A 24816-nucleotide genomic window follows, 5' to 3' on the forward strand; every position below is an offset into this window, starting at 1 on the left:
TTAATTCTCACCGAAGTTATAGCGGCTGCGCGCCAGCAGATAGACGAACAGCGGTGCGCCTATTAGCGAGGTCAAGATTCCGATCGGAATCTCCGATTGGGCAATGACGACGCGGCAGGCGACGTCCGCCCAGATCAGCAGCAACGCCCCGCCCAAAGCCGAGATCGGTAACAGCTTTTTGTGGTCCGTGCCGAAACACATGCGCACGATGTGCGGTATAACCAGGCCGACGAAGCCGATCATGCCGGCTGTAAACACCGAAAAACCGATCATCAGCGACGTCACCACTATGTAGCCGATTCGCCAGCGTCTGAGGTCGGTTCCCAATGTGATCGCGGTATCATCGCCCAAAAGCATCAGGTTCAGCCTGCGCGACTGCGTCCAGAAAAATAGTGTGCCCAGCAGGATCACCACGCCGATTACCAGGTTGGTCACCCACTGCGCACCTGCGAGCGATCCCATCCCCCAGTGCACGAGCTGTTTTGTCGCGTTTGCATCGTTGCTCAGGAATATTACGAAGTTAGAGACCGCGCCGCACAACGCGCCGACGGCCAAACCTGACAACAGCAGCTTAACCGCAGTGGTTTTGCCGCCGAGTCGGGACAGGAAAAGGACCAGGAACGACGAGCCCAGCGCCCCGAAGAACGCCATCACGCCGATCGCATTCGAGCCGAAAACCGCCCCGAAGCCGAGCAATGTGGCGAACGTAGCGCCAAGAGTTCCGCCCGATGAAATGCCAAGAATGTAAGGGTCTGCAAGCGGGTTTTTGACTATCGCTTGCATGACAACGCCGCACGTCGCGAGAGCCATGCCAACGAACGTCGCAAGGATCAGGCGTGGCAGACGAATCTGCCAGACGACATCACTGAGAGCGTCGTTCGCGGTAGGCCCGGACAGGATGTGCAGGTAGACGTCGGAGAAGGAAATGTTCACCGTGCCGAAGGTGACCGCCGCCATAAGCGACAACGGAACAGCTACCAGCAAGGCCACGAATACCGTGGTGAAAGAAATCTTCGATACCAGGCTCTTGGTGCTCCGAGGACTACCTGCCATCCCTATCCCCTACTTCTGCAGACCGGCGGCGATGGTCTTGATGCCATCGAGTGTGCGCGGACCTGCCGCGTACATGTCGCCGAGCATGATCAGGTGAACGTTGCCGTTCTTGACTGCTTCGACGTTGGCCAGCGCCGGGTCCTCGGTGATCAGCTCGAGCTGGGTCTTCTTGACCGTCTCGGGGTCATCGCCAGCGTAGGCCATGTAAACGACGAAAATAACCTCTGGGTTAGCGCTTACAATGTCTTCCTTGCCGACCTTCTTGGCGTCAGGATTAGCCAGCTTTCCGCCGAGTTTCGTCACCATGTCGCCAGCCAGGCTGGTCGTACCGTAATTGGTGATCTCACCTTTGATCGGCTCCAGAATCATCACCGACTTGGCCTCGCCGCTCTGGGCGGCAGCGGTCTTCTCTATCTCCGACTTCATTTCGTCGACCAGCTTCTGCGCCTTGTCTTCGACGTTGAAGATCTTTCCAATGTTCAGGATGTCAGTGTATTCGTTCTCCAATGTGCGAGGGTGATCCCCTGCCCTAGTGTTCGTGTTGATGTAGGTGTTGGTGCCCTTGGCGTGCCAGCCATCGACATCGCCCAGGTTCTTCTCGCCAAACAGCGAGCCCCACGACAAGATCATGTCCGGCTGCATTACGGTGACGGTCTCCTTGTCGGGAGCGAACGGTTCTTCCTTGTAATTGATCTTCTCGAAGCCCGCCTTCCACTCCGGTTTGACCTCGTTATCCAGGCCGTACGCGGCTACGACATGATCTTCAAGGCCGAGTGCGATCATGGTCTCGATGCTGCCCTGGTATACGGCAAGGACCTTCTCCGGTGCCTTTTCGTATGTGGTTTTCACCTCGTCGCCAGCGTAGTTATACGTGGTTACTTCTACCGGGTAATGGCCATTTGCGGCAGTCGCTGCGGTGGCTGACGCCTGAGGCTTTTCATTGGTCGCGTTGCCAGAGCAGCCAACCAACATCATCGAAGCGGCTAGAGCGGCACTTACAAGACCTACGATTTTGGTCTTTCCGAACTTCATCATTCTCTCCTGTAGGTTCCAAGCTGGGCTACTGAGAAAATGAAAACTGTTCGCCTGACTCGGAAGCATCGAAATGGTTAGGCAAGCATTCTGACTTCGGTTATTTCTAGTTATTTCTGAACGCGAAAATAACACTTCACAGTGACCGGCTCGTCCAAGATTCTCGCTTGGTTCCCTTGCCTATTTGCATATATTAACTGTTCGGTAGGCAGAACTCATAAAAGTTTCGTTTTTCGCTATTTGATAGGAATGGTTCTAGAAGCCTGCAGCTCGTATTTCTTGCTGGATTCGGCTCTTTCGGCTTCGGGGCGATTAGGGCATTGTTCGCACCGGTAGTGCCCCAGATGGATTAGGCAACAAGTTGTTCTGAGGAACGCCAATCGCTTTCCATCAGAACCTTCGACGACGTAGGGATCGATAAGCCAGCCATGCTTGCCATATGTCAGCGGGGATTTTGTCCTTAGCAACCGGATGGCTTTATCGATCGCAAAATCCCGATCTTGAACTTTATGGCTCCGAACAATTGTTGACAAACCGCCTGCTAGTGATGCCGCCATAGAGCCCCACACGACGTCGCTAATCAGCCTGGATTGGGTTAGCGAGAAATTTGCGATGTCGCGAAGATGCTCTACGAGGGTTGAGAGCAACTCCCCCTCGTCGCCGAAACTAATGAATCTGGGTTTGGAGCAACGAACCGATAGCGTTGCTCCCCTTTCGTCTATATCTGCGAACCATATGCCGTGAGAGCAGTCAAGAATCTTGCCAGTTTTCCACCAAAGAGCGAGAATCACCGGAACCCAGCGTCCGGAATAGTGCTGTGCTGCGCAGGCTGCGGCTGGTTCAATCGTTCGAGTGCCCAAGTAATTCTGGTAAGCACTTAAAATCTGCTCCCAATTTTTCAGTAGCTCCCCAACGGACATCCAATTTGCCCTGGCTGAGGGAAGGTCATACTCCAGCGAGGAATTTTCGCATAGGGATTTGAGAACTACGTCCGCTTTCATCACTACCCTCTTCCGAGAATATTTGGCCGCAATCATACTGCGAAGCATGAATACTTTTTATGCCGACAAAAGATTAACGGGCCGAGGCGATTGCTATCCTCGGCCCAATAATCCTTCTGATTACCAAGACAAGTGGCAGTACTCAGTAGGTGAAGTCTCGGTCTGCAAAGTTGCGTGCTCGATTGAGTGTTTAGACTGAAGTACCTTTTGCGCCATCTCGAGACTGTCTTGGGGGTCAGCGGAACCATCAATCAAGAGGTGTGCGGTCGCCACGTTCATTCCGCTGGTTAGAGTCCAAACGTGCAGGTCGTGTACTCCTTCGACACCGGGGACTGTCTCGAGATCACTAATCACGGATTCGATTGCGATGTCTTCCGGCGCCTGCTGGCCTAGAACAGCCAAGACGTGTTTCCCAAGAATTAGCGCTCTGGCGGCAACGAAAATTCCTATCGCCAAGGCGACAATAACATCCCATAGTCCGTTTCCAGTGAGCTTAATTAATACTCCAGCAAGAATCACTCCGACGCTTCCTGCTGCGTCAGAAATTACTTCCAAATAGGCGCCTTTGACATTCAAGGATTCTTTAGAACCGGAATGTAAAATGAAAATTGAAATCACATTAATAGCCAGGCCGAGAACGCCGACCACCATCATCTGGCCAGTGGCAATTTCTGCGGGATGCCCGATGCGCTGAATGGCTTCCACCACAACGTAAACAGAGACGGCTAGCATCACTAAAACCGTGAACCCGGATGCAAAAACCTCAGCCCTGAATGAGCCGTAAGTTTTCCGCCCCGTTTTATCTGTTCTAGTGGCGATGACTGTTGCTAACAAAGCAACTCCGAGGGTGATTGAATCTGCGCTCATGTGTCCGGCGTCGGAAATTAGAGCTAAAGACCCAGATAAAAATCCGAATACAAATTCGACAATCATGAAAGAAACGACCAGAGAAAATGTTATCGCCAATCGAGTTCTGTATTTGCTTCCTACGTGCCCTTTGGGTACGGAATGAGAATGATTATGATGACCCATTTATTTATTTTCCTTTTCGTTTTTTAAAATTCTAAAAGCCAGAATATAAATAATCAACACGTTAATTAGATTCATTTTCAATATCACTTTTTCGGATCAATAAGCCCGTGCTCTGACTTGAAAATTTCAAAACAGCAACTAGTCTCTTAGACCGGATGAGTCATCGACAAAGAAGGGTCTAACCATGTCTCTGATAAATACTGAAATAGTGCCGTTCACGGCGCAGGCCTACCACGCTGGTGATTTCTGCGAGGTTTCCTCCGATGATCTTGCCGGAAAATGGTCAATTTTCTTCTTCTACCCCGGTGATTTCACATTCGTCTGCCCCACCGAGCTTGGCGATTTGGCGGACCACTATGACGAGTTCAAAAAGCTCGGTGTTGAGATCTACTCCGTTTCCACCGACTCGCACTTCGTGCACAAGGCTTGGCATGACGACTCTGAAGAGGTCGGCAAGGTGCGGTACTTCATGCTTGGCGATTCCAACGGCGTACTGACCAATAATTTCCAGGTCATGCGCGAAGGCCAGGGCCAGGCAGACCGTGCTACGTTCCTGGTGGACCCGAACGGAGTCATCCAGTACATCGAACAGACTGCCGAGGGCATTGGCCGTAGCGCTTCCGAACTACTGCGCAAGGTTAAGGCTGCTCAGTACGTTTACACGCATCCGGGCGAAGTCTGCCCGGCCAAGTGGGAGCAAGGCGAAGACACTCTGACCCCGGGCATCGATCTGGTCGGCAAGATCTAGAAGATGACCAAAAAACTTCTAGACAAAAACCTCTCGGCGCAACTTTCGGCTCTCGTCCCCCGGATAGTTCACGACGTTGAATTTGTCGTTTCCTTGGACGAAAGGGAAGCCTCGGCAGAGCTCGAGCTACTTCTTGAAGATGTAGCCTCGCTGTCGAATAAAATTTCCGTTCGCCGTGATGACGAAGCTAATCAGCGCAAGCCTGGGTTTCAGATTAGGCGTGTCAACTCCGAAATCGCCGTCACCTTTGCCGGCATACCGATGGGACACGAGTTCAGCTCGTTCGTTCTGGCTCTTCTACAAGTGGGTGGAAACCCAATTAAAGAAGATCCAGAAGTTATCGAACGGGTTAAAAACTTGCCCGGCGACTTCAAATTCGTGACTTACATGTCGTTGAGTTGTCAGAATTGCCCGACGGTGGTTCAAGCTCTGAACACCATGAGCATCATTAACCCTCGGATCAAGCACACTGCAGTTGAGGGGTCTTTATTCCAAGACGAGATTGATGAGCTCAAGATCCTCTCAGTTCCTGCCATCTATCTTGATGGTGAGCTATTCAGTTCTGGACGGGCGACAATTGAGGATTTCTTGGCGAAATTGGATGAGAACGATTCGACAATTGCCGCTGAGAAGCTCTCTTCTTTGGAGCCCTTCGATGTTCTCGTTGTGGGCCAGGGGCCAGCGGGTGCGTCTGCTGCAATCTATGCGGCTCGTAAAGGGCTCAGGACCGGCATAATCGGCGACCGATTTGGCGGTCAGGTTAACGACACTATGGCAATCGAGAACTACATTTCTCAGCCGTACACTGAAGGCCCGAAGCTGGCTCGAGAACTGCAGGCGCACGTCGCTTCCTACCCGATCGAAATTATCAACTCGCAGACTGCTACAGGATTAGTTCCAGCAACCACCGGCGGAGGCAATCACACAGTCGAGGTGGGAGAAGCGAAGCTTTCGGTAAAGCAGGTGATCCTTGCCACTGGCGCTAATTGGCGTCTGCTGAATGTGCCAGGAGAAGAGGAGTACCGCAATAAAGGGGTTACTTTCTGCCCTCATTGCGACGCTCCCCTATTCAAGGGCAAACCGGTCGCGGTAGTTGGAGGAGGAAACTCTGGGATCGAGGCCGCTATCGATATCGCTGTATATGCGAGCCACGTCACGGTCGTCGAGTTCATGCCAGAATGCCGAGCAGACGAGGTTCTTCTCGAAAAGCTAAATGCTCTGCCCAACACATTCGTTGTTACGAATGCTGCCACTAAGGAAATCGCTGGTGACGGCCACCAGGTTACCGGTCTCGTGTATACAGACCGTTCTACCGGCGAACCGAAGAGGATCGACGTCTCTGGCGTTTTCATCCAAATCGGTCTGCTGCCAAACACCTCATGGCTTGCAGAAACGTGTGAGCTGAACAGTAAAAAAGAGATCGTTACGGACGGCTGTGGCAGGACTTCCATCCCCGGCATATATGCTGCTGGTGATTGTGCAGATACTGCATACAAGCAGATTGTTGTCGCCCAATCTTCGGGAGCCACTGCTGCACTAGCGGCTTGGGATGACCTAGTCAGAGCAGGATAGAATAACCGTCGGCCAGAAAATCAGCTCTCAAAGAATCGTTGCGTAAAACATGAGAGTCGAATTTTCTGGCTGATACGTGTATTCTCAGCCGTAGCGTTTTAAAGAATTCTTTGGAGGATCGATGCGGCGAATGCTCAGCGCGGGATGGGCTATCTCTCGATAGCGTCATGCCGCACGTGTAGCCATGCTTCGTAGGTCCTATCAACAAAGAGTTCAAAGTGATTGAAATATCTAATCTTACAAAGGTTTACCCGGCAGCTAGCCGTGACGAAGAACCCGTAACAGCGCTAGACAACATCTCTCTTACCGTCGATCACGGCAATGTCATGGGCATCATTGGCCCTTCTGGTGCAGGTAAGAGCACGCTGGGCCGCTGCCTAACTCTTCTTACCAAGCCAACTTCCGGAACAATAACTGTTGACGGCATCGTTATGACCTCGCTTCATGGTGCCAAACTTAGAGACGCTCGTCGTCGTATCGGGGTTATCTTTCAGTCCTTCAATTTGCTCGACTCTCGCAGTGCTCTCGGAAACGTCGAACTGCCACTCCAGCTGTCTGGCGTTGCTAAGGAAGAACGCCGTGCCAAGGCGATGGAGATGCTTGAGCGAGTTGGGCTTGCAGATAAGGCGAAAGTTCATCCGGCCCATTTATCAGGTGGCCAGCAACAGCGTGTGGCAATTGCTCGCGCCGTAGTTTCCAGGCCAAGCGTCCTAATCAGCGACGAAGCGACCAGCGCGCTCGACCCTGCGACGACAGACTCAATAATCAAATTGATTCGTGACTTGACCGACGAGTATTCGCTAACCACGATCTTAATTTCCCACCAGATGGAAGTCATAACGAAGGTGGCTGATCAGGTCAGCGAGATCCGAGCTGGAAAGATCGTGACTAAAGGAGGTCTAGCATGACCGGCGAACAAATGCTTAGCCTTCTCGGCCAAGGAACATTAGACACCTTGGTCATGGTCTTGCCGTCGCTAGTTTTAGCGACTTTGCTCGGACTCCCCCTCGGTGTCGGTGCTTACCTGACTGCTCCCGGGTCTCTTCGGCCTAATCCTGCCGTTAACAAGGTGCTCGGCGCAATAATTGATATGGGGCGTTCTCTTCCATTCATCATCATGCTGGTCATCGTCACGCCGTTAACAAAACTGCTGACTGGAACTTCTATTGGACCCATCGCAGCCATAGTTCCTTTGACTATTGCAGCTGCCCCGTTCGTCGCCAGGCTTTTTGAAACTTCGCTACGTGAGGTAGCCAAAGGCAAGATCGACGCGGGCGAAGTCATGGGGGCATCATTGTGGCAGTTGATCTGGCATGTTTTGCTGCCTGAAGCATTGCCCAGCCTGGTCAGCAATGTGACGGTTCTGTATGTGTCTTTGATTAGCTACTCCGCGATGGCCGGCGCAATCGGTGGCGGCGGTCTCGGTGACATCGCCATGCGCTATGGCTACCAGAGAAACGAATGGACGATCACCTATATCGCGGTAGTAATTTTGCTCGTGCTTACCATGGGCATGCAGTGGGTCGGCGATCGATGCGCCCGCGCACTAGCCCACCGCTGACGCTGATCCCCGGCCCTTACCAACCCTCTTCCATGGGCTGGCCATGAAGTTTTATATCTTCTTAGACTTATTTTTGAAAGGAACTCGAAATGAAAATCAACAAACTAATTGCAGCAGGTTCGGTACTCGCTCTTGCATTAGCGGGATGCTCCTCTTCTGGCGACGCAGAAGAAAAAGAATTCCCCACTAACGCCGAAGGCCTAACCGCTCTGGTTGTCGGCGCCACTCCTACCCCGCACGGAGAAATTCTCCAGCACATCATCGACACCCAGGCAAAGGACGCGGGGCTGGACATCCAAATCAAGGAGTTCAACGACTACGTTCAGCCTAATGCTGCTTTGTCCGACGGTTCTATCGATGCTAACTACTTCCAGCACAAGCCCTACCTAGATGAGGACTCGAAAAAGAAGGGCTACGATCTGACCTCGCTTGCAGCCGTGCACTTAGAGCCGCTGGGCGCCTACTCGCAGAAGGTCAAGAGCCTTAAAGATCTACCGGAAGGCGCTAAGGTTGGCGTACCGAACGATCCCACAAACGAGGCGCGCGCACTAAAGCTTCTGGTTAACGAGGGCGTAATCGAGTTGAAGGATCCGGAGGACCTGAACGCAACTCCGATCGACATCACTTCCAACCCCAAGAACATCGAAATCGTAGAGCTCGAGGCTCCGCAGGTTGCCCGTTCGCTTGGCGATCTTGACGCAGCCATTATCAACTCTAACTTCGCGCTGATCAATGGCCTAGATCCCGTAAATGGCACCATCGCGACCGAAAAGGTCGAGGGCAACCCTTATGCAAACATTCTCGTCGTTCGCACCAAGGACAAGGACAACGAGAAACTCCTCAAGCTCAAGGATCTGCTCTGCAGCACTGACACCCAAAATTGGATCAAGGACAAGTACCAAGGCACCGTGGTACCTGCTTGCTAATTTGTGATAGCTAATATTTTGGTGGTTAGCCCCAGCTGGGGCTAACCACCATTATTTTTTGTTAGATTTTTTTAATGGACGCCTACGTAGTTCCGGCAAAGATGAAACATCGGCCAGTCGAGATTGAGATAAAACGTTCTCGATTCATTGGTTTTGTGGCTCGAGTAGAAGACGAAGAAGACGCCAGGCAATTCCTCTCTAATATCCGCAACGAGCATCCACAGGCCAGGCACGTTTGCCATGCTTTCGTGATCGGAGCAGATAGGCGAACCCAGCGATTCAGCGATGACGGAGAACCATCCGGAACCGCAGGAACGCCCATCTTAGAAGCGATAACTCATCGTCAAACTAGTGAGGGGAAGACGGAGCTATCCGATGTGGCAGTGGCGGTCGTGAGATATTTTGGTGGAATCAAATTGGGCGCGGGTGGGCTCATCCAGGCTTATTCGGATTCCACCGCAAGAGCGCTTGATTCTGCGAAATTGGTGAAGCGGGCGAAACTAGGCATCGTCAGTTTGACCGTTCCTTACGAGGATGCAGGAAGACTCGAAACAGATCTGAGAAACAACTTCACTTTGCGGCAAACCCAATATGGTGCCTCCGGTGCAATCCTGACCATCTGTTATCCCTCTGGAACTTACGAAAAACTTGAAACCAAGATTGCGGAGCTCTCGGCGGGTAAAGCCATGCTCGAAAAACAGGGTTTCGAATGGATGGACTACGAAAAATAAAAGTCTGGCTCGAGAATTCTCGAGCCAGACTTTAATTTGACCAGCTTAGAGGTTGATCATGTGTCCTTCGATGCCCTCCGCGGCTTCCTTCATGGCTTCGGAAAGAGTCGGGTGAGCGTGGACCACGCGCGCAATCTCTGCGGTAGTCAGATCCCACTGCTGAGCTAGCTGGAATTCTGGAAGAAGTTCGGTGACGTCGGGTCCGATCATCGTCAGACCCAGAATTTCGTTGTAGGTGCCATCTGCGATCACCTTGACGAAACCAGTAGCCTCCCCCAGGCCCCATGCCTTGCCGTTGGCGCTGAACGGGAATTTAGACACCTTGACGTCGTAGCCGAGTTCTTTAGCCTGCTCCTCTGAGTAACCGAACGTGCCGATCTGCGGCTGACAGTAGGTTGCCCTCGGAATCATGGCGTAATTAACCGGCATGGTGTCGTGACCGGCGATAGTTTCGGCAGCGACGACGCCCTGCGCTTCCGCAGTGTGCGCGAGCATGATCTTTGCAGTCACGTCACCGATCGCGAAGACCCCGTCGACGTTCGTACGGCAGTATTCGTCGATATCGATTGCGCCACGTTCGGTTAGCTTTACACCAGTGTTCTCAAGGCCGTAGCCCTGGGTGCGAGGAGCGAAGCCCATAGCCTGCAGCATCTTATCTGCCTCGAGCACCTGCGGCTCGCCACCTCCAGCGGGTTCTACAGTTACTCGGACACCAGATCCCATGTCCTCTACAGTCTTTACCGCGGTGCTGGTCAGAACCTTAATGCCTAGCTTCTTGTAAGCCTTAAGCAGCTCCGCGGATACTTCTTTATCTTCGGTCGGAACCATGCGATCGAGAAACTCGACGATAGTCACGTCCACTCCGTAGTTGGCCAGAACATAGGCGAACTCGGTGCCAATTGCACCAGAACCACCGATGATGATCGAGTCGGGAAGTTCCCTAGCGAGGATCAACTCTTCGAAGGTAAAGACGTTCTGGGATTTGCTGGTGCCGGGAAGCATCTTCGCGGTTGCGCCTGCTGCAATGATCACGTTGTCTGCAGTAACGGTCTGCGTCGATCCGTCTTTGGCCGTAACATTGATCGTTTTCGCGTCGGAGAAAACACCAGTTCCGTGGATTTCAGTGATCTTGTTCTTCTTCATCAAGAAGTGAATGCCGTTGGTCATCCGTTCAGAAACAGACCGACTGCGATCGAAAGCAACGCCGTAATCCATGGTTACGTCGCCGTTGATTCCGAAAACGTCCTTCTTAGTGCGCAGAATGTTATAGATTTCTGCGTTACGGAGCAGTGATTTTGTGGGAATGCACCCGACGTTGAGGCAGACACCGCCCCACCACTGCTTTTCGATAATTGCGGTCTTCTTGCCTAGCTGCGCGGCGCGGATTGCTGCTACATAGCCACCTGGGCCGGCGCCTAGCACAACTACATCGTAGTGAGAGCTCATGGAATCAACTCTAGAACAAATGACCGCTGATGACAGAGGGAGTTGTTAAATATCTTATATGAGTTAAACTGGCACAATGACTAACGACTTTTCGGGTGAAGCATCTCCGGCCAACGTCGGACGTCTGATTCGGGACGCTCGTAAACAGCGCGGCCTGACCCAGTCTCAACTTTCCAAGGTTCTAGGTACCAGCCAGTCTGCAATTCATCGCATCGAGTCTGGTCACCAGAACCTGTCTCTAGATTTGATAAATCGGATCGCGAATGCATTGGAATCCCAAATAATTGTTTCCGGTGATCGCGGCACTATGAACTTCAGGATTACCGGTCAGCGAAATCTCTCTGGCGAGATCATGGTTCGTTCCTCCAAGAACGCTGCGGTCTCCTTGCTGTGCGCAAGCTTGCTGAATAAAGGAACAACCGTTCTGCGCGGCATAGCACACATCGAGGAAGTCAATCGTCTCCTTGAGGTGCTAGACAGCATTGGCGTCGATGCACAGTGGTCCGAAGATCGTAGGGATCTGACCATCAAGCGTCCGGATGTCTTAGATCTTGACAACATGAATGAAGAAGCTGCTCGAAGGACCCGCAGCATCATCATGTTCATGGGCCCGCTGATGCATTTCGCTAAGGAATTCAAGCTCCCCTATGCGGGTGGTTGCAACCTGGGCAACAGAACGGTCCAGCCTCACATGCAAGCGCTGCGGGCATTAGGGCTGGATATTGTTGCGACTGAGGGCGCCTACAGGGCAAGCGTTAAACCGGTTAATAACAAGTCTCGTAGCATCGTTCTGACTGAACGCGGAGATACCGTAACAGAAAATGCGCTCATGGCTGCCGCTATGACTCCGGGTGTGACCACAATCCGCAACGCATCTCCTAACTATATGGTTCAGGACTTGTGCGTATTTCTGCAGATGGTCGGCGTAAAAATCGAAGGCATCGGGTCTACGACTCTTCACGTAACCGGCGTTGACGAGATAAACAAAAACGTCGAATACGTCATTTCCGAAGATCCGATTGAAGCGATGAGCCTCATCACGGCCGGCATAGTTACTAAATCCGAGATCACCGTCACCAGGGCGCCGATCGAATTTCTGGAGATCGAGCTCGCTGTTCTAGAAGCGATGAACCAGAAGTACACGATTAGCCCCGAGTATTTCTCAGGAAATGGCTACACGCGGCTCGTCGACATTACGGTGCACCCTAGCGAGCTAACTGCCGCGGTGGATAAGATTCATCCGATGCCATTCCCAGGGCTGAATATCGATAATCTGCCGTTCTTCACCGTGATTGCGGCGATGGCAAACGGTAGCACGTTGATTCACGACTGGGTATACGAGACTCGCTCAATTCACTTGCTCGAGTTGGCGAAGCTTGGCGCAAACGTTCACCTCCTAGACACACACAGGCTGAGCGTTACAGGGCCCACGCGTTGGCGTTCGCGAGACATGTTCTGCCCGCCAGCCCTGCGTCCAGCAGTCTGCATCATGATTGCCATGCTCGCGGCTAGCGGCACGTCGACACTAAGAGATGTTTACGTGATCAACCGCGGCTACGAAGACCTGCCGCACAGGCTGAACGCCCTGGGCGCTGAAGTCGAGATCTTCCATGAGTAATCACTAAATCGCAGTGGCCTCGAAGCGTAAGCTCGGGGCCACTATTTCGTTCTGAGCCTGAACCAAAGCCAACTGTCGCCCCGAAGTGTTCCGGAGTATCCCATATACAGCTGAAGCGGTATGGGAAAGCGCTGCAGATAGATCGTCGCCGTTTTGCAATCGTGCTAAAAGAATCGCAGTAGTTACGTCCCCACAACCAGAAAACTTTCTGTCTAGCTTGGGAGTGCTAACCATCCACTGGCCGCTCGCATCTACCGCGATCATTCTTGCGTCTTTAGTTCCGCCAGCAGAAGTTACTACGACCGCCTCTGGCCCGAGCGCCAGAAGAGATCTAGCTGCATTAACCACTTCGGATACAGACTGCGGTTTGGTGTTCGTCATGGTGCCAAGCTCAAATAAATTTGGAGTCAGGACATTGAACTTTTCTACATTCCGGCAGAAAAAGTCTTTGACCTCGGACTTGCAATAGAAACCTGTGTCTAGATCCCCCATCACAGGGTCAACGCAAAGAAATGCTTTCGGGTTATACCTGTGTACTTTTTCTATCGTTTCTAATACGGCATTACCCATCTCCGCTGTTCCAAGGTAACCAGACAAAACTGCGTTCACCGATGCTAAAACACCTATCTCGTCGAGTCCCGAAACTATGTCAGTGATTTGGGCGGCATCTAGAACCATGCCATGGACGCTTGGGTAAGAGGTGTCATTAGAAAAAACCACTGTTGGGATCTGAATCACCTCAAATCCGAGCCGCTGTAACGGGAACACTGCGGATGAATTGCCTGCGTGTCCGTATGAAACAAGCGATTGGACGGAGAGGATCATGACTAAATTTTAGCTGCCTGTAGATGACGAGGTTACATACGGTAGCTGCGGCTAAAGTTGTTTACATGGCATTCTTTGAATCCTTTGTAGCTATGGCGCATCGGGGTGGATATGTGGATCCCGCTGATAAAGATAGAGAGAATTCTCTGTTCGCCTTCAACGCCGCAGTAGAACTAGGTTTTAAATATCTGGAAACCGATGTTCATGCCACCAGAGATGGGAAACTTATCGCTTTTCACGATGATCGTCTTGATCGCGTCACTGACCGGCATGGGTTTGTCGCAAAGCTTCCATTCAGAGAAGTGAGAAAGGCAAAGATAGCGGGAATCGACCAGATTCCGACCCTAGATGAAGTTCTAGAGGCTTTCCCAAAGACAAGGTTCAACATTGACATAAAGGCTCCCCAAGCAATTTGGCCGCTAGCGGAGACCCTTAAGAAGCACAATGCCCGAAACCGAGTATGCGTTGCTTCGTTCAGCCAGCGAAGACTCAACAGGTTCAAGAGGCTGATGCCTGACGTGGCGACTTCGTTTAGCACGCTGGCTGTTGTCTGGAACGGCTTCGTGCCTATTTTGCCTAAGCTCCTAAGCTTTAAGGGAGAGGCTTTCCAGGTTCCTGTAAGCCAGCACGTGGCCGGAATGGACATAACGGTCACAAGCAAGAGGCTCGTAGAAACAGCCAAGAGGGCTAACAAGATGGTCCACGTCTGGACGATCAACGATGCAGATATGATTAGGAAGCTGATTGATTTAGGCGTTAATGGAATTATTTCTGATAGGCCAGATTTGTTGAAACAAATCGCAATTGAAAAGGGCGTTTGGCGCGCTTAGGCAAGATATGGAAGAAAAAGCCGTTCTACGGCGTTAAATGACTTGACGGATATTTTTATTAGGAGGCAGGACGGATGTCAGATCGCGCATTACGCGGAATGGGTTTGGGCGCTAAGAGTTTCGAAGACGAAGAGGGCGTTGAGTTCGCCAGCCGACAGGTGCTTGGTTTTATATGCAAGAACGACCACGAATTTGAGATTACTTTTTCAGTAGAGGCCGACCTCCCCGCAGAATGGGAATGCCCCCGCTGCGGCGAAATTGCGTTACGCACGGATGGCACTAAACCCGAAGAGAAGAAGACAAAACCTGTTCGTACTCACTGGGACATGCTACGGGAACGCAGAAGCATCCCTGAGCTAGAAGAACTGCTCCAAGAACGTCTTGAAGCGGTCCGAAACGAATTTCACTACTAAAAATATTGGCCACAGGTTCAAACCTGAACTGTGGCCAATATTTGTACTCATTTTATTTGTTAAATAGATCAGTTAGCTGATTCCAGCGGCGTTTAGCGCCCCAACCAGCGGTTTTTACTAGTGCCTCTAGGATGATGTTTCCGCTCATCTTGGAGTCTCCAAATTCGCGATCGGGGAAATAGATAGGCACCTCCGCCACCTTGCCCCCAGCAGCTATAACGCGACGAGTCATGTCGACCTGGAAGGTATAGCCCTTGGACTCAATCGAGTCCAAATCGATTTTGCGCAGGATGCTTGACCTGAAGGCGTTGTATCCACCTGTAGAGTCTCTGACTGGCAGATCCATGGCCATCTGGACCCAAATATTTGCAGCCCGACTAAGGAATTCCCTGGACTTTGTCTGGAAAGTGGAGCCGCCCTTAACCCACCGCGAACCTTTGACCATGTCTGCGTCTTTGAGCGCTTCCAGAATGTTCGGAAGCAGCTCTGGCTGGTGTGAGCCGTCGGCATCCATTTCGACGATCACGTCGTAGTCGTGCCCCAGAGCCCACTTAAAACCAGCGATGTAGGCAGCACTTAATCCGTCTTTGGATTTCCTGTGCATTACGTGGACATTCTCGTCCTCGGAGGCTAGCCGATCAGCGATCTGGCCTGTGCCATCGGGAGAATTGTCATCAGCGATGAGGGCATGCGCACTCGGCACAGCTGAACGGAGCCTAGCTATGATGGCCTCGATATTTTCGGCCTCATTGTAGGTAGGGATAATAACCAATACGCTTTTTAATTCATCGGCACAGTCAGTCATGAAAGTTGATTTTAGTATGACGAGGACGCCTTTTTACCACTGTTGCCCCAATAGACAGCAAAGTCACAGTTAGGCATAGGTAATCGACTACTTTTCCTACGTAAACCGCAGGAGTCTTCACCGTTCCAATCGGAACCTTATAAATTCTTGAAGCTGATGTCGCCTCTTCGGTTCGATCGATGACCCGGCCATGCTCGTCTATATGTCCAGAGAACGAACTGGTCGTAGACACGACGATTGGCTGTGCCAGTTCCATTGCCCTAACCCTGGTTATTTGAAACTGCTGCTTTGGCTGAAAAGTGCCTGTGTATGTCGAATTGTTCGATTGAACGACAATCAGCTGTGCGTCTTTTTTTGCTAGATCGTAGATGGTGTCATCGAATGCGAGCTCGAAACAAATGATCGTTCCGACTTTTAGCGGTTTTTCGTTTATTAAAACGTCTAGGACTCCTGGCTGGGAGCCTTCGACAGTTTGTCTACCAACCATTTTGGCCATCGGAACCAACTTGAACACCAAGTCTTTAAACGGCGTGTACTCGCCGAATGGAACAGCGTTTCTCTTGTCATGCCTGCCGATTATGGCCCCGTCAGCGTCATACCAGAGGCTCGTGGTTTGCCTCTCGTCTTCTCCGGGGCCCTCCATCACGGCACCCATGAAAAGAGGACTCTGACCCAGCTCGATGGTCTTTTGAACCATCTGTTCGGTTTTAACGTCGACTGTTGGATCGTGGTCAGAAGAGTTCTCAGGCCACAAAATAAAATCTATTGGGATGTTCTCGGAACGTGCTTTCGCCAGCAACAAAACGGTCTCGGAAAAATGATTGTTGGTTACGGATCTTGCGTATCCAAGAGCCCTTGGGCCAGCAGAACCAGCTACGTCGCCCTGGACCATCCCTACAGATACCTGCTGTTCCCCGTCCTTAGAGGGAATGAACGTTTGGCCTATCACACCAGCAACGAAGATAGCTGATACCGGAATAAGCCAAAGGACAGACCGGTGCTTCCCCAGGACTAGCTTAGAAACCATCGCAGCCAGACAAGAGGCGCAAAAAGCGATCAGATAGCCGATCCCTGAGGCAGCTAGCAGCCAGAGAAGACCGCCAATGGGTTGATCAGGCGAGGTGAAAGCTAATCGAACCCAGCCGAATCCACCGAGCGGGAAGCGCGACCAGCAGAATTCCATCGCGACCCAAGCTGCCGGCACCAGCAGTGGCCATATTTTAAAGCGTTGAATCTTGTTTTGGACTATGCCGTAAATCGCTGTGTAGAGGCTTAGCACCGCCACGAGCGCCACGCCTATCCATATACCCATGACAGATACGTAAGAAACCGTCACACCGAATAGGCCTATCCCGAAGGAATAGCCTGCTAGAGCGCTCATGCGGCCAGAACAACGAATAGTAAAAACCATGAAAGCGGCGAGCCCGGCTATCGTCATCGGCCAGATGCCGAATGGGACGAAACCAAGACTTGCGATTAGCCCGAAACAAAACCCAAATAAGGCAGTTACGAGCACTCTCAAGGTTCTCACGATCAAGAGCCGATTCGCTCGAGAACGTATATCGCAGAGCCAGCACGCAGATTCGGGAAAACGCTACCTAAGGGAAGAATCTTTCCGCTTTCTGCAAGTGGTACTCGCCCTGCTACTCTCAACTGGGCCACTTCGAATAGAGGCGGCATGTCCACCAAAGTTGAGTGGTGAAGGTTAGGGGTTTCGTACCAATTGAACGGAAGATCCTTAGACTGAGGCATGTGACCACTCAGCAGCCTTGTGCGGTTACGCCAAAAACCGAAATTAGGCATGGTGACGATCAAACGAGGAGCGATCTTTCGCATCTGCTTCAGTGCGATATCAGGTCTACGTATCGCCTGCAGAGTTCGGCTTAAGACCACATAGTCGTATGAATCCGGGGCAAACAGATCCAGCTGCGTATCAATATCGAGGTCCAGCACCGGAACCCCAGATTCCATCGCCTTAAGTACGGAGCCGGGCTCGTGCTCGACGCCAGTACCGCTGCAGGCCCTATTCGTGAATAGCCAACGCAGTAATTCCCCTTCCCCGCAGCCCAGGTCGAGGACGTGGGACCCGAGCGGAATCCGGTTAGCGACCTGGTAGAGATCGTTCCTCACGCGCGACATTTTGCACCTCGATTCCTATCTTCCCACTGTGATGTGGAGCCGTGATCAGCCTCTACGAAAGCCTTGACGGTGCTCAAATAAGGCTTGATATCAAGCAAGAATGAATCGTGGCCCCAGGGCGAAGCGATTTCTCGGAAGTTTACGGGGACCTGCGCGCCTAGCAATTTTTGAACTATCCGCAGGCTCTGTTGCGTGCTGAAACGCCAGTCTGTGCTGAAGCTTAGAACCAAGAAATTTACTGGGCTAGCGTGCAATTTTTTGGTCGCCTTCGAATCGCTGAAGGGATCGAAATAATCCATTACGCGAGTCAGATATAGATAGCTGAGCGCATCAAAACGAGTCAGAAACGAAGTGCCCTGGTAATCCAGGTAGCTTTCGACGGCAAAGTCGATCCCGAACCCTGGCTCGCGGTCTTCGAACTGAGGACGCCTGCCGAACTTTTCTTGGAATCCTACTTCCGAAGTGTAGGTGATGTGCGCCATCATCCTAGCGATGGCAAGGCCAACATCTGGATTCTTACCGTGCGAAACAAACTCCCCGTCGTCGAAATTTTCGTCGCGCATAATCGCTTCGCGGCCTACGGCAGAAAAAGCGATGTTTTGAGCTGTGAGTCTGCTGGACGTGGCAGCGAGCACGGCGTTGCTCATTTCTTCGGGATAATCCAGCGCCCAAGCCAATACCTGCATTCCGCCGAGAGACCCGCCTACCGCAGCGTGGAGACGTTCGATGCCCAGATGTTTCAGCAATGCCCTGTGGGCCTTAACGAAGTCCCGCATGTCTAGTAGCGGGAAATCGAGCCCCCAGGGATTTCCGGTATCTGGGTTGATAGAACTTGGGCCAGTGCTGCCCTGGCATCCGCCCAAAAGATTGGAACAGATGACAAACCAGCGATCTGTGTCGATCGCTTTACCAGGGCCTATCAGGGTATTCCACCAGCCCGCATGCTTGTCGCCATCTTGCCAACCCGCAGCGTGAGCTTCACCCGTCAATGCGTGGCAAATATATACGGCGTTGTCTCGGTTTTCGTTCAGTTCGCCATAGGTTTCGTAAGCGATCTCAACTTCATTCAGCCGTTCCCCACCCTCCAAAATTAGTGGGTTATCGGCATCGAACAGCTTTACCTTCTGGACACCAGATATCCGAAGCCGGTCATTTAGTTTTTGTTTTTCTTCACTCAGCATCGTCACTAATTTCTTTTGATTTCTTATCTGAAGGGTACAAGACAGCTACTGCTATGGCAGAAACCGTCACCGCAGCTCCACAACCGATTAGCGCCCAGCTCATGCCTTCAACGAATCCTGCTTTGGCGAGGTAAATTATTTTCTCCCCAAGCGGACCAGTGAAATGATCTGCTGCGTTGACGGCACCGGCGTATGAGTCCAGCACGGCTTGTTTCCATTCGCCAAGTTGCTCAAAGATAGAACTGTTCGCCACGGTGTTTTGATACCTGGTTGAAAGCAGTGCGCCACCGAAAGCGACGCCCATCGCGCTACCAACCTGCATCAGCGAACTGTTGGTCGCAGAACCAACGCCCGATGCCCATTGCGGTAGAGCGTCCATAACGGCCTGGGTTGCTGCAGGGTTGAGCAATCCAGCACCGATACCGAACGCTAGCGCACCGATCAGCATGTGTGAATAAGTGGATTCAACGGTGACGAAGCTCATCCAGAAGAAACCGGACGCTACAAATACCAGACCAATTAAAACAGTGTTTTTCAGCTTCAGCGATGAAATTAGTTTCGGCGCTGAGAACACTCCGATTCCTAGAGCCACTGCTACGGGCAAGATCCTGATTCCCGATTCAAGAGGATCGTATGCCAAGTTGAATTGCAGGTATTGAGTCAGGATGAAAAGCGCCGCTGATCCCCCACCTGTGACAAGGCCAGCGACCGAAACCGCGACGGAAAACCTTCGATTTTTGAACAAAGATAGATCCAGAATCGGTTCCGAGAAGTTAGCCTCCCAAGAAACGAAGCCGATCATCAAAGCTAATCCTAAAACTGCAGAAATAATGATCGGAGCGGACAACAGCCCAAATCCTGGCGCGGAAATAACAGTCCAGCAAACAAGCGCAAGAGCGATAGTCGACAGTAAGGCGCCAACGATGTCTATCCCCTTCAAGCTGCTATCAGGTTTGAAATGCTGCAGCACGAATGGCCCGGCGATCACGATTATCAAGGCCACAGGAACGTTGATAAAGAAAATGGAGCCCCAAGAGAAATGTTCTAAAAGAATGCCGGATAGCAGTGGACCAGCGGCTCCCCCGGCAGCGTTTGCGCCAGACCAAATAGCGAATGCGAGAGTACGTTCTTTCGGCTCGTGAAATATCGCAGATACCAACGCCAGGGTGGAAGGAGTAAGAAGCGCTGCGCCTATGCCCATTAGTGCCCTGAATACGATTAGCAGCTCAACGTTGGGGGCTAAGCCTGCGAGCAATGAAAATAAACCGAAAACACCGGCACCCGTTAAGAACGTCTTAGTCCTGCCCCAGCGATCTACGAATGCTCCTGCCACGAGCAAAAGTCCGGCAAAAGTGACTTGGTAAGAATCAACCGTCCATTGAAGCTGCCCTGTGCTTGCCTTAAGCTCTTTAGCTAGCGTTGGCAAAGCAACATTGAGGATCGTGTTGTCCAGGCTCGCCATAAAAAGAGCCAAGCTGAGCACGCCTAAGGCGAGCCAGCGTCGAGCAAAATGCTTGTTATCTTGCTCTTCTGTGGAAGACGCAGGACTAGTCATGTTTTCGAGCGTAACGGCAATACAAAAAAATTAGATGTCTAACACTCTTGAATCGCCGAAAGCTACTACCGTTTTGGCTATGGCCAAGCTGAAAGTTGTCCTAGGGGATATAACCAAACAGCATGTCGATGCAATCGTGAACGCCGCGAACAATACGATGCGCGGCGGAGGCGGCGTCGATGGAGCAATTCATCGCGCTGGCGGTCCGGAAATTCTCAAAGACTGCATAGCTCGATTCCCCAACGGACTCGCAACCGGAGACGCAGGATATACGGTCGCAGGTAAGCTGCCTTGCCAGTGGGTCATCCACACAGTTGGCCCAAATTATCGAGCAGGTCAGACCGATCGAGAGCTACTAGAATCTTGCTACAAGCGTTCATTGAACATTGCGGACGAACTAGCAGTTGCCACGATAGCCTTCCCGCTAATTAGCGCAGGTGTCTACGGTTGGCCTAAAGAAGACGCGGCAAGATGTGCCGTCGACACCTGCCACGACACCGAAACTAATGTTGAAGAAATACTCTTCGTCGCCTTCGATGAAAAGACGTTTGCGCTTCTTGAAAAACTGGTTTAGAAAACCGTGGCTCGATTGAAGAAGATCTTCTCCTGCTAAAGGAGATAGGCACTCTAAAACGCTTGGTAGGCTATTGCCATGTCAGTTTCGGAGTTAACTGTAGCGACTCAAGATTATCTAAAAGCCATTTGGTCGCTTCAAGAGTGGACTGACAAGCCAGTAACGCTGACTGCGCTGTCTAGAAGAGTCGCGGTAGCGAAATCTACAGCTTCAGATGCGATAAAAAAACTGGCGGAGGCTGGGCTCGTAGCGCACAATCCGTACGGGGCGATTGAGCTTACTAATGAAGGAACCAAGAACGCCCTTGCTATGGTTCGCAGACACAGAATATTAGAGCTGTACCTAGTTGAAGAGCTCGGATATCAGTGGGATCAGGTAGATGCCGAAGCCGAGAAACTGGAACACGCGGTTAGTGACTTCTTAATAGAGAAAATGGACGAAAAGCTTGGTCACCCGACGCGCGATCCCCATGGTGATCCGATTCCGTCTTCGACTGGAAAGATAAATAAGCCTGACGCATTACCCCTTTGTGAAGCCAAGACAGGTTCGTACCGGGTCGAGAGAATCAGCGACTTCGATCCCGGACTGCTCAGATACCTGGATTCAAACGGGATAGATGTTCTATCAAGCTTCGAGCTTTTAGAGACTAACCCTTACAGCGGTTCATTCGATCTGCTATTCAAGGACGGCAGGAAAGTCGAGTTGAGTGAAAAAGCTGCTAACTATTTGTGGGTAAGCAAAATTAATTGATTACTTGCCCATTGAGATAGTTATTATCTTGTTTCGCGGCTGGTTACCATGATGGATGAAGCTTTTTCTGATTAGGGAGTCGAAAATGGCTGATACTCGTAGCGAAACTGATCTGCTGGGCACAATTGAAGTACCTGCGGATGCTTACTACGGAGTACACACGGTCCGAGCAATCGAGAACTATCAGATTTCTGGGAGAACCATTTCCGATGTTCCCGAGTTCGTCAGAGGCATGGTACAGGTTAAAAAAGCTTGCGCTATGGCCAACGAGGAACTAAAGGTCCTCCCCCACGACATCGCTCAAGCGATAATTAGCGCCTGCGACGAAATTCTCGAAACCGGAAAGGCCATGGATCAGTTCCCTAGCGACTTGTTCCAGGGTGGTGCCGGAACTTCCACCAACATGAACACCAACGAGGTCATCGCTAACCTCGCCCTTGAGAGGGCTGGTTTCGAGAAGGGCCGTTACGACGTCATTAACCCCAACGACCATGTCAATAAGTCGCAGTCCACAAATGATGCATACCCGACTGGACTTAAACTTGCTGCCTATGCTCTAGCCCAACAACTTGCGGAAGAAATCGATAAGTTAAATGTTTTGATTCTCGAGAAGGCAGATGAGTTCAAAGATGTTTTGAAGATGGGACGTACCCAGCTTCAGGACGCAGTGCCCATGACCCTAGGCCAGGAATTCCACGGGTTCGCAAGCAACCTTCGAGTGGAAAGCGACATCGTTCGTCGCTGCGCAAACAACATGCTCAGCGTGAACCTCGGAGGTACCGCCATTGGTACAGGGCTTAATACCCCTGTGGGTTTCGCGGAAAAAGCCGCTGAGAAACTAGCAGAGGTAACCGGTCTTCCAGTTACCAGCGCTCCCGATCTAATCGAAGCAACCTCCGACACAGGTTCCTACGTATTGATGCACTCAGCCATCAAACGTTTCGCTACGAAGCTTTCTAAGATCTGCTCCGATTTGAGGTTGCTATCGAGCGGTCCACGGGCCGGCATAAACGAGATAAACTTGCCCGAGCGAGCAGCAGGTTCTTCGATTATGCCCGCTAAAGTTAACCCTGTCATTCCCGAAGTGGTCAATCAGGTTTGTTTCAAAGTAATTGGCAACGATGTGACTGTCACCATTGCCGCTGAGGCGGGCCAGCTTCAACTCAACGTCATGGAGCCGGTGATAGCACAATCGCTGTTCGAGTCTCTCAGTCTCCTGACCCGTGCCGTAGACGCACTCGGCAAAAAATGCATTGAGGGCATTACTGCCAACAAAAAGCATGCTTACGACCAAGTGATGAGCTCAATTGGCATCGTCACCTATCTAAACGAGGTTATTGGGCACGCAAACGGAGACTTGATCGGTAAGACTGCTGCTCAAAATGGTAAAACAGTTCGTGAGATTGCCATAGAACTTGGCCTGATCACAGAAGAGCAAGCTGATATTTACCTGAGCGAGGATGCACTCAAGAAGGACCACTACTTTGGCAAGACTTACGAAGACGATGAAAAGGGATTACCCGAATGCTGATTAATGCATCGGTTTTGACGAGCTTTGACCCGTTTCGATGGCGTAGGTGAAATTTTCTAATCCACCTATTACGTCTAACTTTGGAGATCTTGTGCAAAAAGAAAGTCCGTCTGCGCTAAAGCGAGGATTAAAAAATCGACATATTCAAATGATCGCCCTAGGCGGTGCGATCGGAACAGGACTTTTCTACGGCTCTGCTGACTCGATTCAACTAGCTGGCCCTGTAGTTCTGATCGCCTATCTGCTGTGCGGCGCTGCGATCTACCTGGTAGTCCGTGCGATGGGCGAGATGTCGGTTGATGATCCGAACTCGGGTGCATTCAGCCACTACGCCTATCAAAACTGGAGCCAGCGAGCCGGTTTCGTCTCGGGCTGGAACTACTGGTTCAATTACATCGCGGTCGCGATGGCCGAGCTCAGTGTGGTCGGCCTGTACATCAACTACTGGCTTCCCCAGGTGCCGCACTGGGCCTCGGCTGCGTTCTTTATCGTCGCGATTACCACCGCGAACTTGATCGGCGTTCGTGCCTACGGTGAGTTCGAGTTCTGGTTCGCGATCATCAAAGTGATCGCCGTTGTCGGCATGATCGTGCTCGGCTTGATCGTGATTATTTTTGGCATCACTAACAACCCGGAGCTTTCTCCCCCATCGTTCAGCAACCTGATTGCAGACGGCGGGTTTGCCCCGTTTGGCCTTGTCGGACTCATCGCTGCGCTGCCCCCGGTCATGTTCTCATTCGGCGGTCTGGAGCTGATCGGCATTACCGCCGGCGAGGCGGTTGACCCCAAGCGTTCGCTGCCAAAGGCCATCAACGGCGTGATCTGGAGGATCCTGATTTTCTACATCGGTGCCATCACGATCATCATGGCGGTCATCCCCTGGCGAACCATCGACGGCAAGATGAGCCCGTTCGTGCAGATCTTCGACAACGTCGGTATCGGCGGGGCCGCGCACATCCTCAACTTCGTGGTCATCACTGCGGTGCTCAGCGTCTACAACTCCGGTCTCTACTCCAATGGCAGGATGCTTTACTCGCTGGCTTCGCAGGGCAACGCGCCTAAGTATCTGACGAAGCTATCGCGCAATGGTGTTCCCTGGGCCGGCGTGCTGACGTCCTCGCTGATCACCGTTATCGCGGTGGTCGTGGTATTCCAGTGGCCAGAGTTCGCGTTCAAGTACATGATGTCAGTGGCGGTGATCGCAGGCATCATTAACTGGTCGATGATCATGATTACCCAGGCTAAGTTTCGCAAGCGGATTGGCCCAGAGGCGGCCAGCAAGCTGACGTTCAAGCTGCCGGGTGGACTGTTTACTACGTTTGGCGTACTGGCATTCCTCGGCCTGATCGTTGTTCTGATGGCGATGTCGGAGGGTTATCGGATGGCGGTGATCGTCGGACCAGTATGGCTCCTGATACTTCTGGTCTCTTATGAGATAAAGACAAGACGAAAGCTAAAAAACTAAAGTTTTCCAACGATCCTGATTGGGAAGT

The 24816-nt window shown here is 51.7% G+C and carries 24 protein-coding genes; 13 read left to right on the plus strand and 11 right to left on the minus strand.

All coding sequences use genetic code 11. The annotated features are described in order from the left end of the window. The 4 genes from HMPREF1255_RS02420 to HMPREF1255_RS02435 all read right to left on the minus strand — a co-directional run bounded on the left by HMPREF1255_RS02420 (nt 1) and on the right by HMPREF1255_RS02435 (nt 4118). Nucleotides 1–1053: an iron ABC transporter permease gene (locus HMPREF1255_RS02420; RefSeq protein WP_024110805.1), complete on the minus strand. Its 1053-nt coding sequence runs from the start codon at nt 1051–1053 to the stop codon at nt 1–3. Nucleotides 1054–1062: 9 nt separating this feature from the next. Continuing rightward, a complete protein-coding gene (locus tag HMPREF1255_RS02425) occupies nt 1063–2085 on the minus strand; it encodes an ABC transporter substrate-binding protein (RefSeq protein ID WP_024110708.1) in 1023 nt (340 codons plus the stop codon). Between the two features lie 236 nt (nt 2086–2321). Then, nucleotides 2322–3134, minus strand: coding sequence for a hypothetical protein (locus tag HMPREF1255_RS02430; protein ID WP_155948431.1), 813 nt, complete (start codon nt 3132–3134; stop codon nt 2322–2324). Between the two features lie 72 nt (nt 3135–3206). Then, nucleotides 3207–4118, minus strand: coding sequence for a cation diffusion facilitator family transporter (locus tag HMPREF1255_RS02435; protein ID WP_016456152.1), 912 nt, complete (start codon nt 4116–4118; stop codon nt 3207–3209). 184 nt (nt 4119–4302) lie between these two features. On the opposite strand from HMPREF1255_RS02435, the gene ahpC reads away from it, so the two are divergent. From ahpC to HMPREF1255_RS02465, 6 genes are all read left to right on the plus strand, one after another. After that, on the plus strand, nt 4303–4866 hold the full coding sequence (ahpC, locus tag HMPREF1255_RS02440; RefSeq protein WP_016456151.1) for an alkyl hydroperoxide reductase subunit C: 564 nt from the start codon (nt 4303–4305) through the stop codon (nt 4864–4866). Nucleotides 4867–4869: 3 nt separating this feature from the next. Further along, entirely contained in the window at nt 4870–6438 is a 1569-nt protein-coding gene (gene ahpF, locus HMPREF1255_RS02445) for an alkyl hydroperoxide reductase subunit F (protein ID WP_024110869.1), read from the plus strand. 218 nt (nt 6439–6656) lie between these two features. Next, nucleotides 6657–7346: a methionine ABC transporter ATP-binding protein gene (locus tag HMPREF1255_RS02450; RefSeq protein ID WP_016456149.1), complete on the plus strand. Its 690-nt coding sequence runs from the start codon at nt 6657–6659 to the stop codon at nt 7344–7346. Beyond that, the gene (locus tag HMPREF1255_RS02455; protein WP_016456148.1) at nt 7343–7999 is read left to right on the plus strand and encodes a methionine ABC transporter permease; all 657 of its coding nucleotides are present in this window, start codon (nt 7343–7345) and stop codon (nt 7997–7999) included. The genes HMPREF1255_RS02450 and HMPREF1255_RS02455 overlap by 4 nt, the downstream gene beginning before the upstream one ends. 89 nt (nt 8000–8088) lie before the next feature. Beyond that, complete coding sequence (locus tag HMPREF1255_RS02460) at nt 8089–8925, plus strand: MetQ/NlpA family ABC transporter substrate-binding protein (protein ID WP_016456147.1); 837 nt, start codon at nt 8089–8091, stop codon at nt 8923–8925. Nucleotides 8926–8999: 74 nt separating this feature from the next. Further along, nucleotides 9000–9656 (plus strand): YigZ family protein, encoded by a 657-nt coding sequence (locus tag HMPREF1255_RS02465; protein WP_016456146.1) that lies wholly within the window; start codon nt 9000–9002, stop codon nt 9654–9656. A gap of 45 nt (nt 9657–9701) precedes the next feature. Here the strand turns inward: HMPREF1255_RS02465 and lpdA are convergent, their stop codons facing one another. Beyond that, the gene (gene lpdA, locus HMPREF1255_RS02470; protein WP_016456145.1) at nt 9702–11102 is read right to left on the minus strand and encodes a dihydrolipoyl dehydrogenase; all 1401 of its coding nucleotides are present in this window, start codon (nt 11100–11102) and stop codon (nt 9702–9704) included. Nucleotides 11103–11178: 76 nt separating this feature from the next. Between lpdA and HMPREF1255_RS02475 the strand changes: the two genes are divergently transcribed. Then, the gene (locus tag HMPREF1255_RS02475) at nt 11179–12720 is read left to right on the plus strand and encodes a UDP-N-acetylglucosamine 1-carboxyvinyltransferase (RefSeq protein ID WP_016456144.1); all 1542 of its coding nucleotides are present in this window, start codon (nt 11179–11181) and stop codon (nt 12718–12720) included. Between the two features lie 3 nt (nt 12721–12723). Here HMPREF1255_RS02475 and pdxY read toward each other — a convergent pair whose 3' ends face one another. After that, a complete protein-coding gene (gene pdxY / locus HMPREF1255_RS02480; RefSeq protein WP_016456143.1) occupies nt 12724–13545 on the minus strand; it encodes a pyridoxal kinase in 822 nt (273 codons plus the stop codon). A 65-nt stretch (nt 13546–13610) separates the two neighbouring features. Here pdxY and HMPREF1255_RS02485 point away from each other — a divergent pair, with 65 nt between their 5' ends. Continuing rightward, on the plus strand, nt 13611–14375 hold the full coding sequence (locus HMPREF1255_RS02485) for a glycerophosphodiester phosphodiesterase (RefSeq protein WP_036916984.1): 765 nt from the start codon (nt 13611–13613) through the stop codon (nt 14373–14375). Between the two features lie 74 nt (nt 14376–14449). Next, nucleotides 14450–14788: an RNA polymerase-binding protein RbpA gene (locus HMPREF1255_RS02490; protein WP_016456141.1), complete on the plus strand. Its 339-nt coding sequence runs from the start codon at nt 14450–14452 to the stop codon at nt 14786–14788. A 52-nt stretch (nt 14789–14840) separates the two neighbouring features. On the opposite strand, the gene HMPREF1255_RS02495 is transcribed toward HMPREF1255_RS02490, so the two are convergent. From HMPREF1255_RS02495 to HMPREF1255_RS02515, 5 genes are read right to left on the minus strand one after another with little or no spacing between them, the layout of a single operon-like run. Next, entirely contained in the window at nt 14841–15593 is a 753-nt protein-coding gene (locus HMPREF1255_RS02495; protein ID WP_016456140.1) for a polyprenol monophosphomannose synthase, read from the minus strand. Next, complete coding sequence (gene lnt / locus HMPREF1255_RS02500) at nt 15586–17124, minus strand: apolipoprotein N-acyltransferase (RefSeq protein ID WP_155948434.1); 1539 nt, start codon at nt 17122–17124, stop codon at nt 15586–15588. Before lnt ends, HMPREF1255_RS02495 begins: the two co-directional genes overlap by 8 nt. Before the next feature lie 2 nt (nt 17125–17126). Beyond that, nucleotides 17127–17732, minus strand: coding sequence for a methionine biosynthesis protein MetW (gene metW, locus HMPREF1255_RS02505; protein WP_016456138.1), 606 nt, complete (start codon nt 17730–17732; stop codon nt 17127–17129). Further along, complete coding sequence (locus HMPREF1255_RS02510) at nt 17720–18913, minus strand: homoserine O-acetyltransferase (protein ID WP_016456137.1); 1194 nt, start codon at nt 18911–18913, stop codon at nt 17720–17722. The genes metW and HMPREF1255_RS02510 overlap by 13 nt, the downstream gene beginning before the upstream one ends. Beyond that, entirely contained in the window at nt 18903–20468 is a 1566-nt protein-coding gene (locus tag HMPREF1255_RS02515) for an MFS transporter (protein WP_016456136.1), read from the minus strand. The genes HMPREF1255_RS02510 and HMPREF1255_RS02515 overlap by 11 nt, the downstream gene beginning before the upstream one ends. Before the next feature lie 79 nt (nt 20469–20547). Between HMPREF1255_RS02515 and HMPREF1255_RS02520 the strand changes: the two genes are divergently transcribed. The 4 genes from HMPREF1255_RS02520 (at nt 20548) to HMPREF1255_RS02535 (ending at nt 24788) form a co-directional block, all read left to right on the plus strand. Continuing rightward, nucleotides 20548–21042 (plus strand): O-acetyl-ADP-ribose deacetylase, encoded by a 495-nt coding sequence (locus HMPREF1255_RS02520; protein ID WP_036916986.1) that lies wholly within the window; start codon nt 20548–20550, stop codon nt 21040–21042. Nucleotides 21043–21120: 78 nt separating this feature from the next. Continuing rightward, entirely contained in the window at nt 21121–21792 is a 672-nt protein-coding gene (locus HMPREF1255_RS02525) for a metal-dependent transcriptional regulator (RefSeq protein ID WP_016456134.1), read from the plus strand. Nucleotides 21793–21877: 85 nt separating this feature from the next. Further along, on the plus strand, nt 21878–23323 hold the full coding sequence (aspA, locus tag HMPREF1255_RS02530) for an aspartate ammonia-lyase (protein WP_036916988.1): 1446 nt from the start codon (nt 21878–21880) through the stop codon (nt 23321–23323). Nucleotides 23324–23471: 148 nt separating this feature from the next. After that, on the plus strand, nt 23472–24788 hold the full coding sequence (locus tag HMPREF1255_RS02535; RefSeq protein WP_016456132.1) for an amino acid permease: 1317 nt from the start codon (nt 23472–23474) through the stop codon (nt 24786–24788). Nucleotides 24789–24816 lie beyond the last annotated feature (28 nt).

Origin of the sequence: Propionimicrobium sp. BV2F7, assembly GCF_000510445.1 — a bacterium.
GTDB lineage: Bacteria > Actinomycetota > Actinomycetes > Propionibacteriales > Propionibacteriaceae > Propionimicrobium > Propionimicrobium lymphophilum.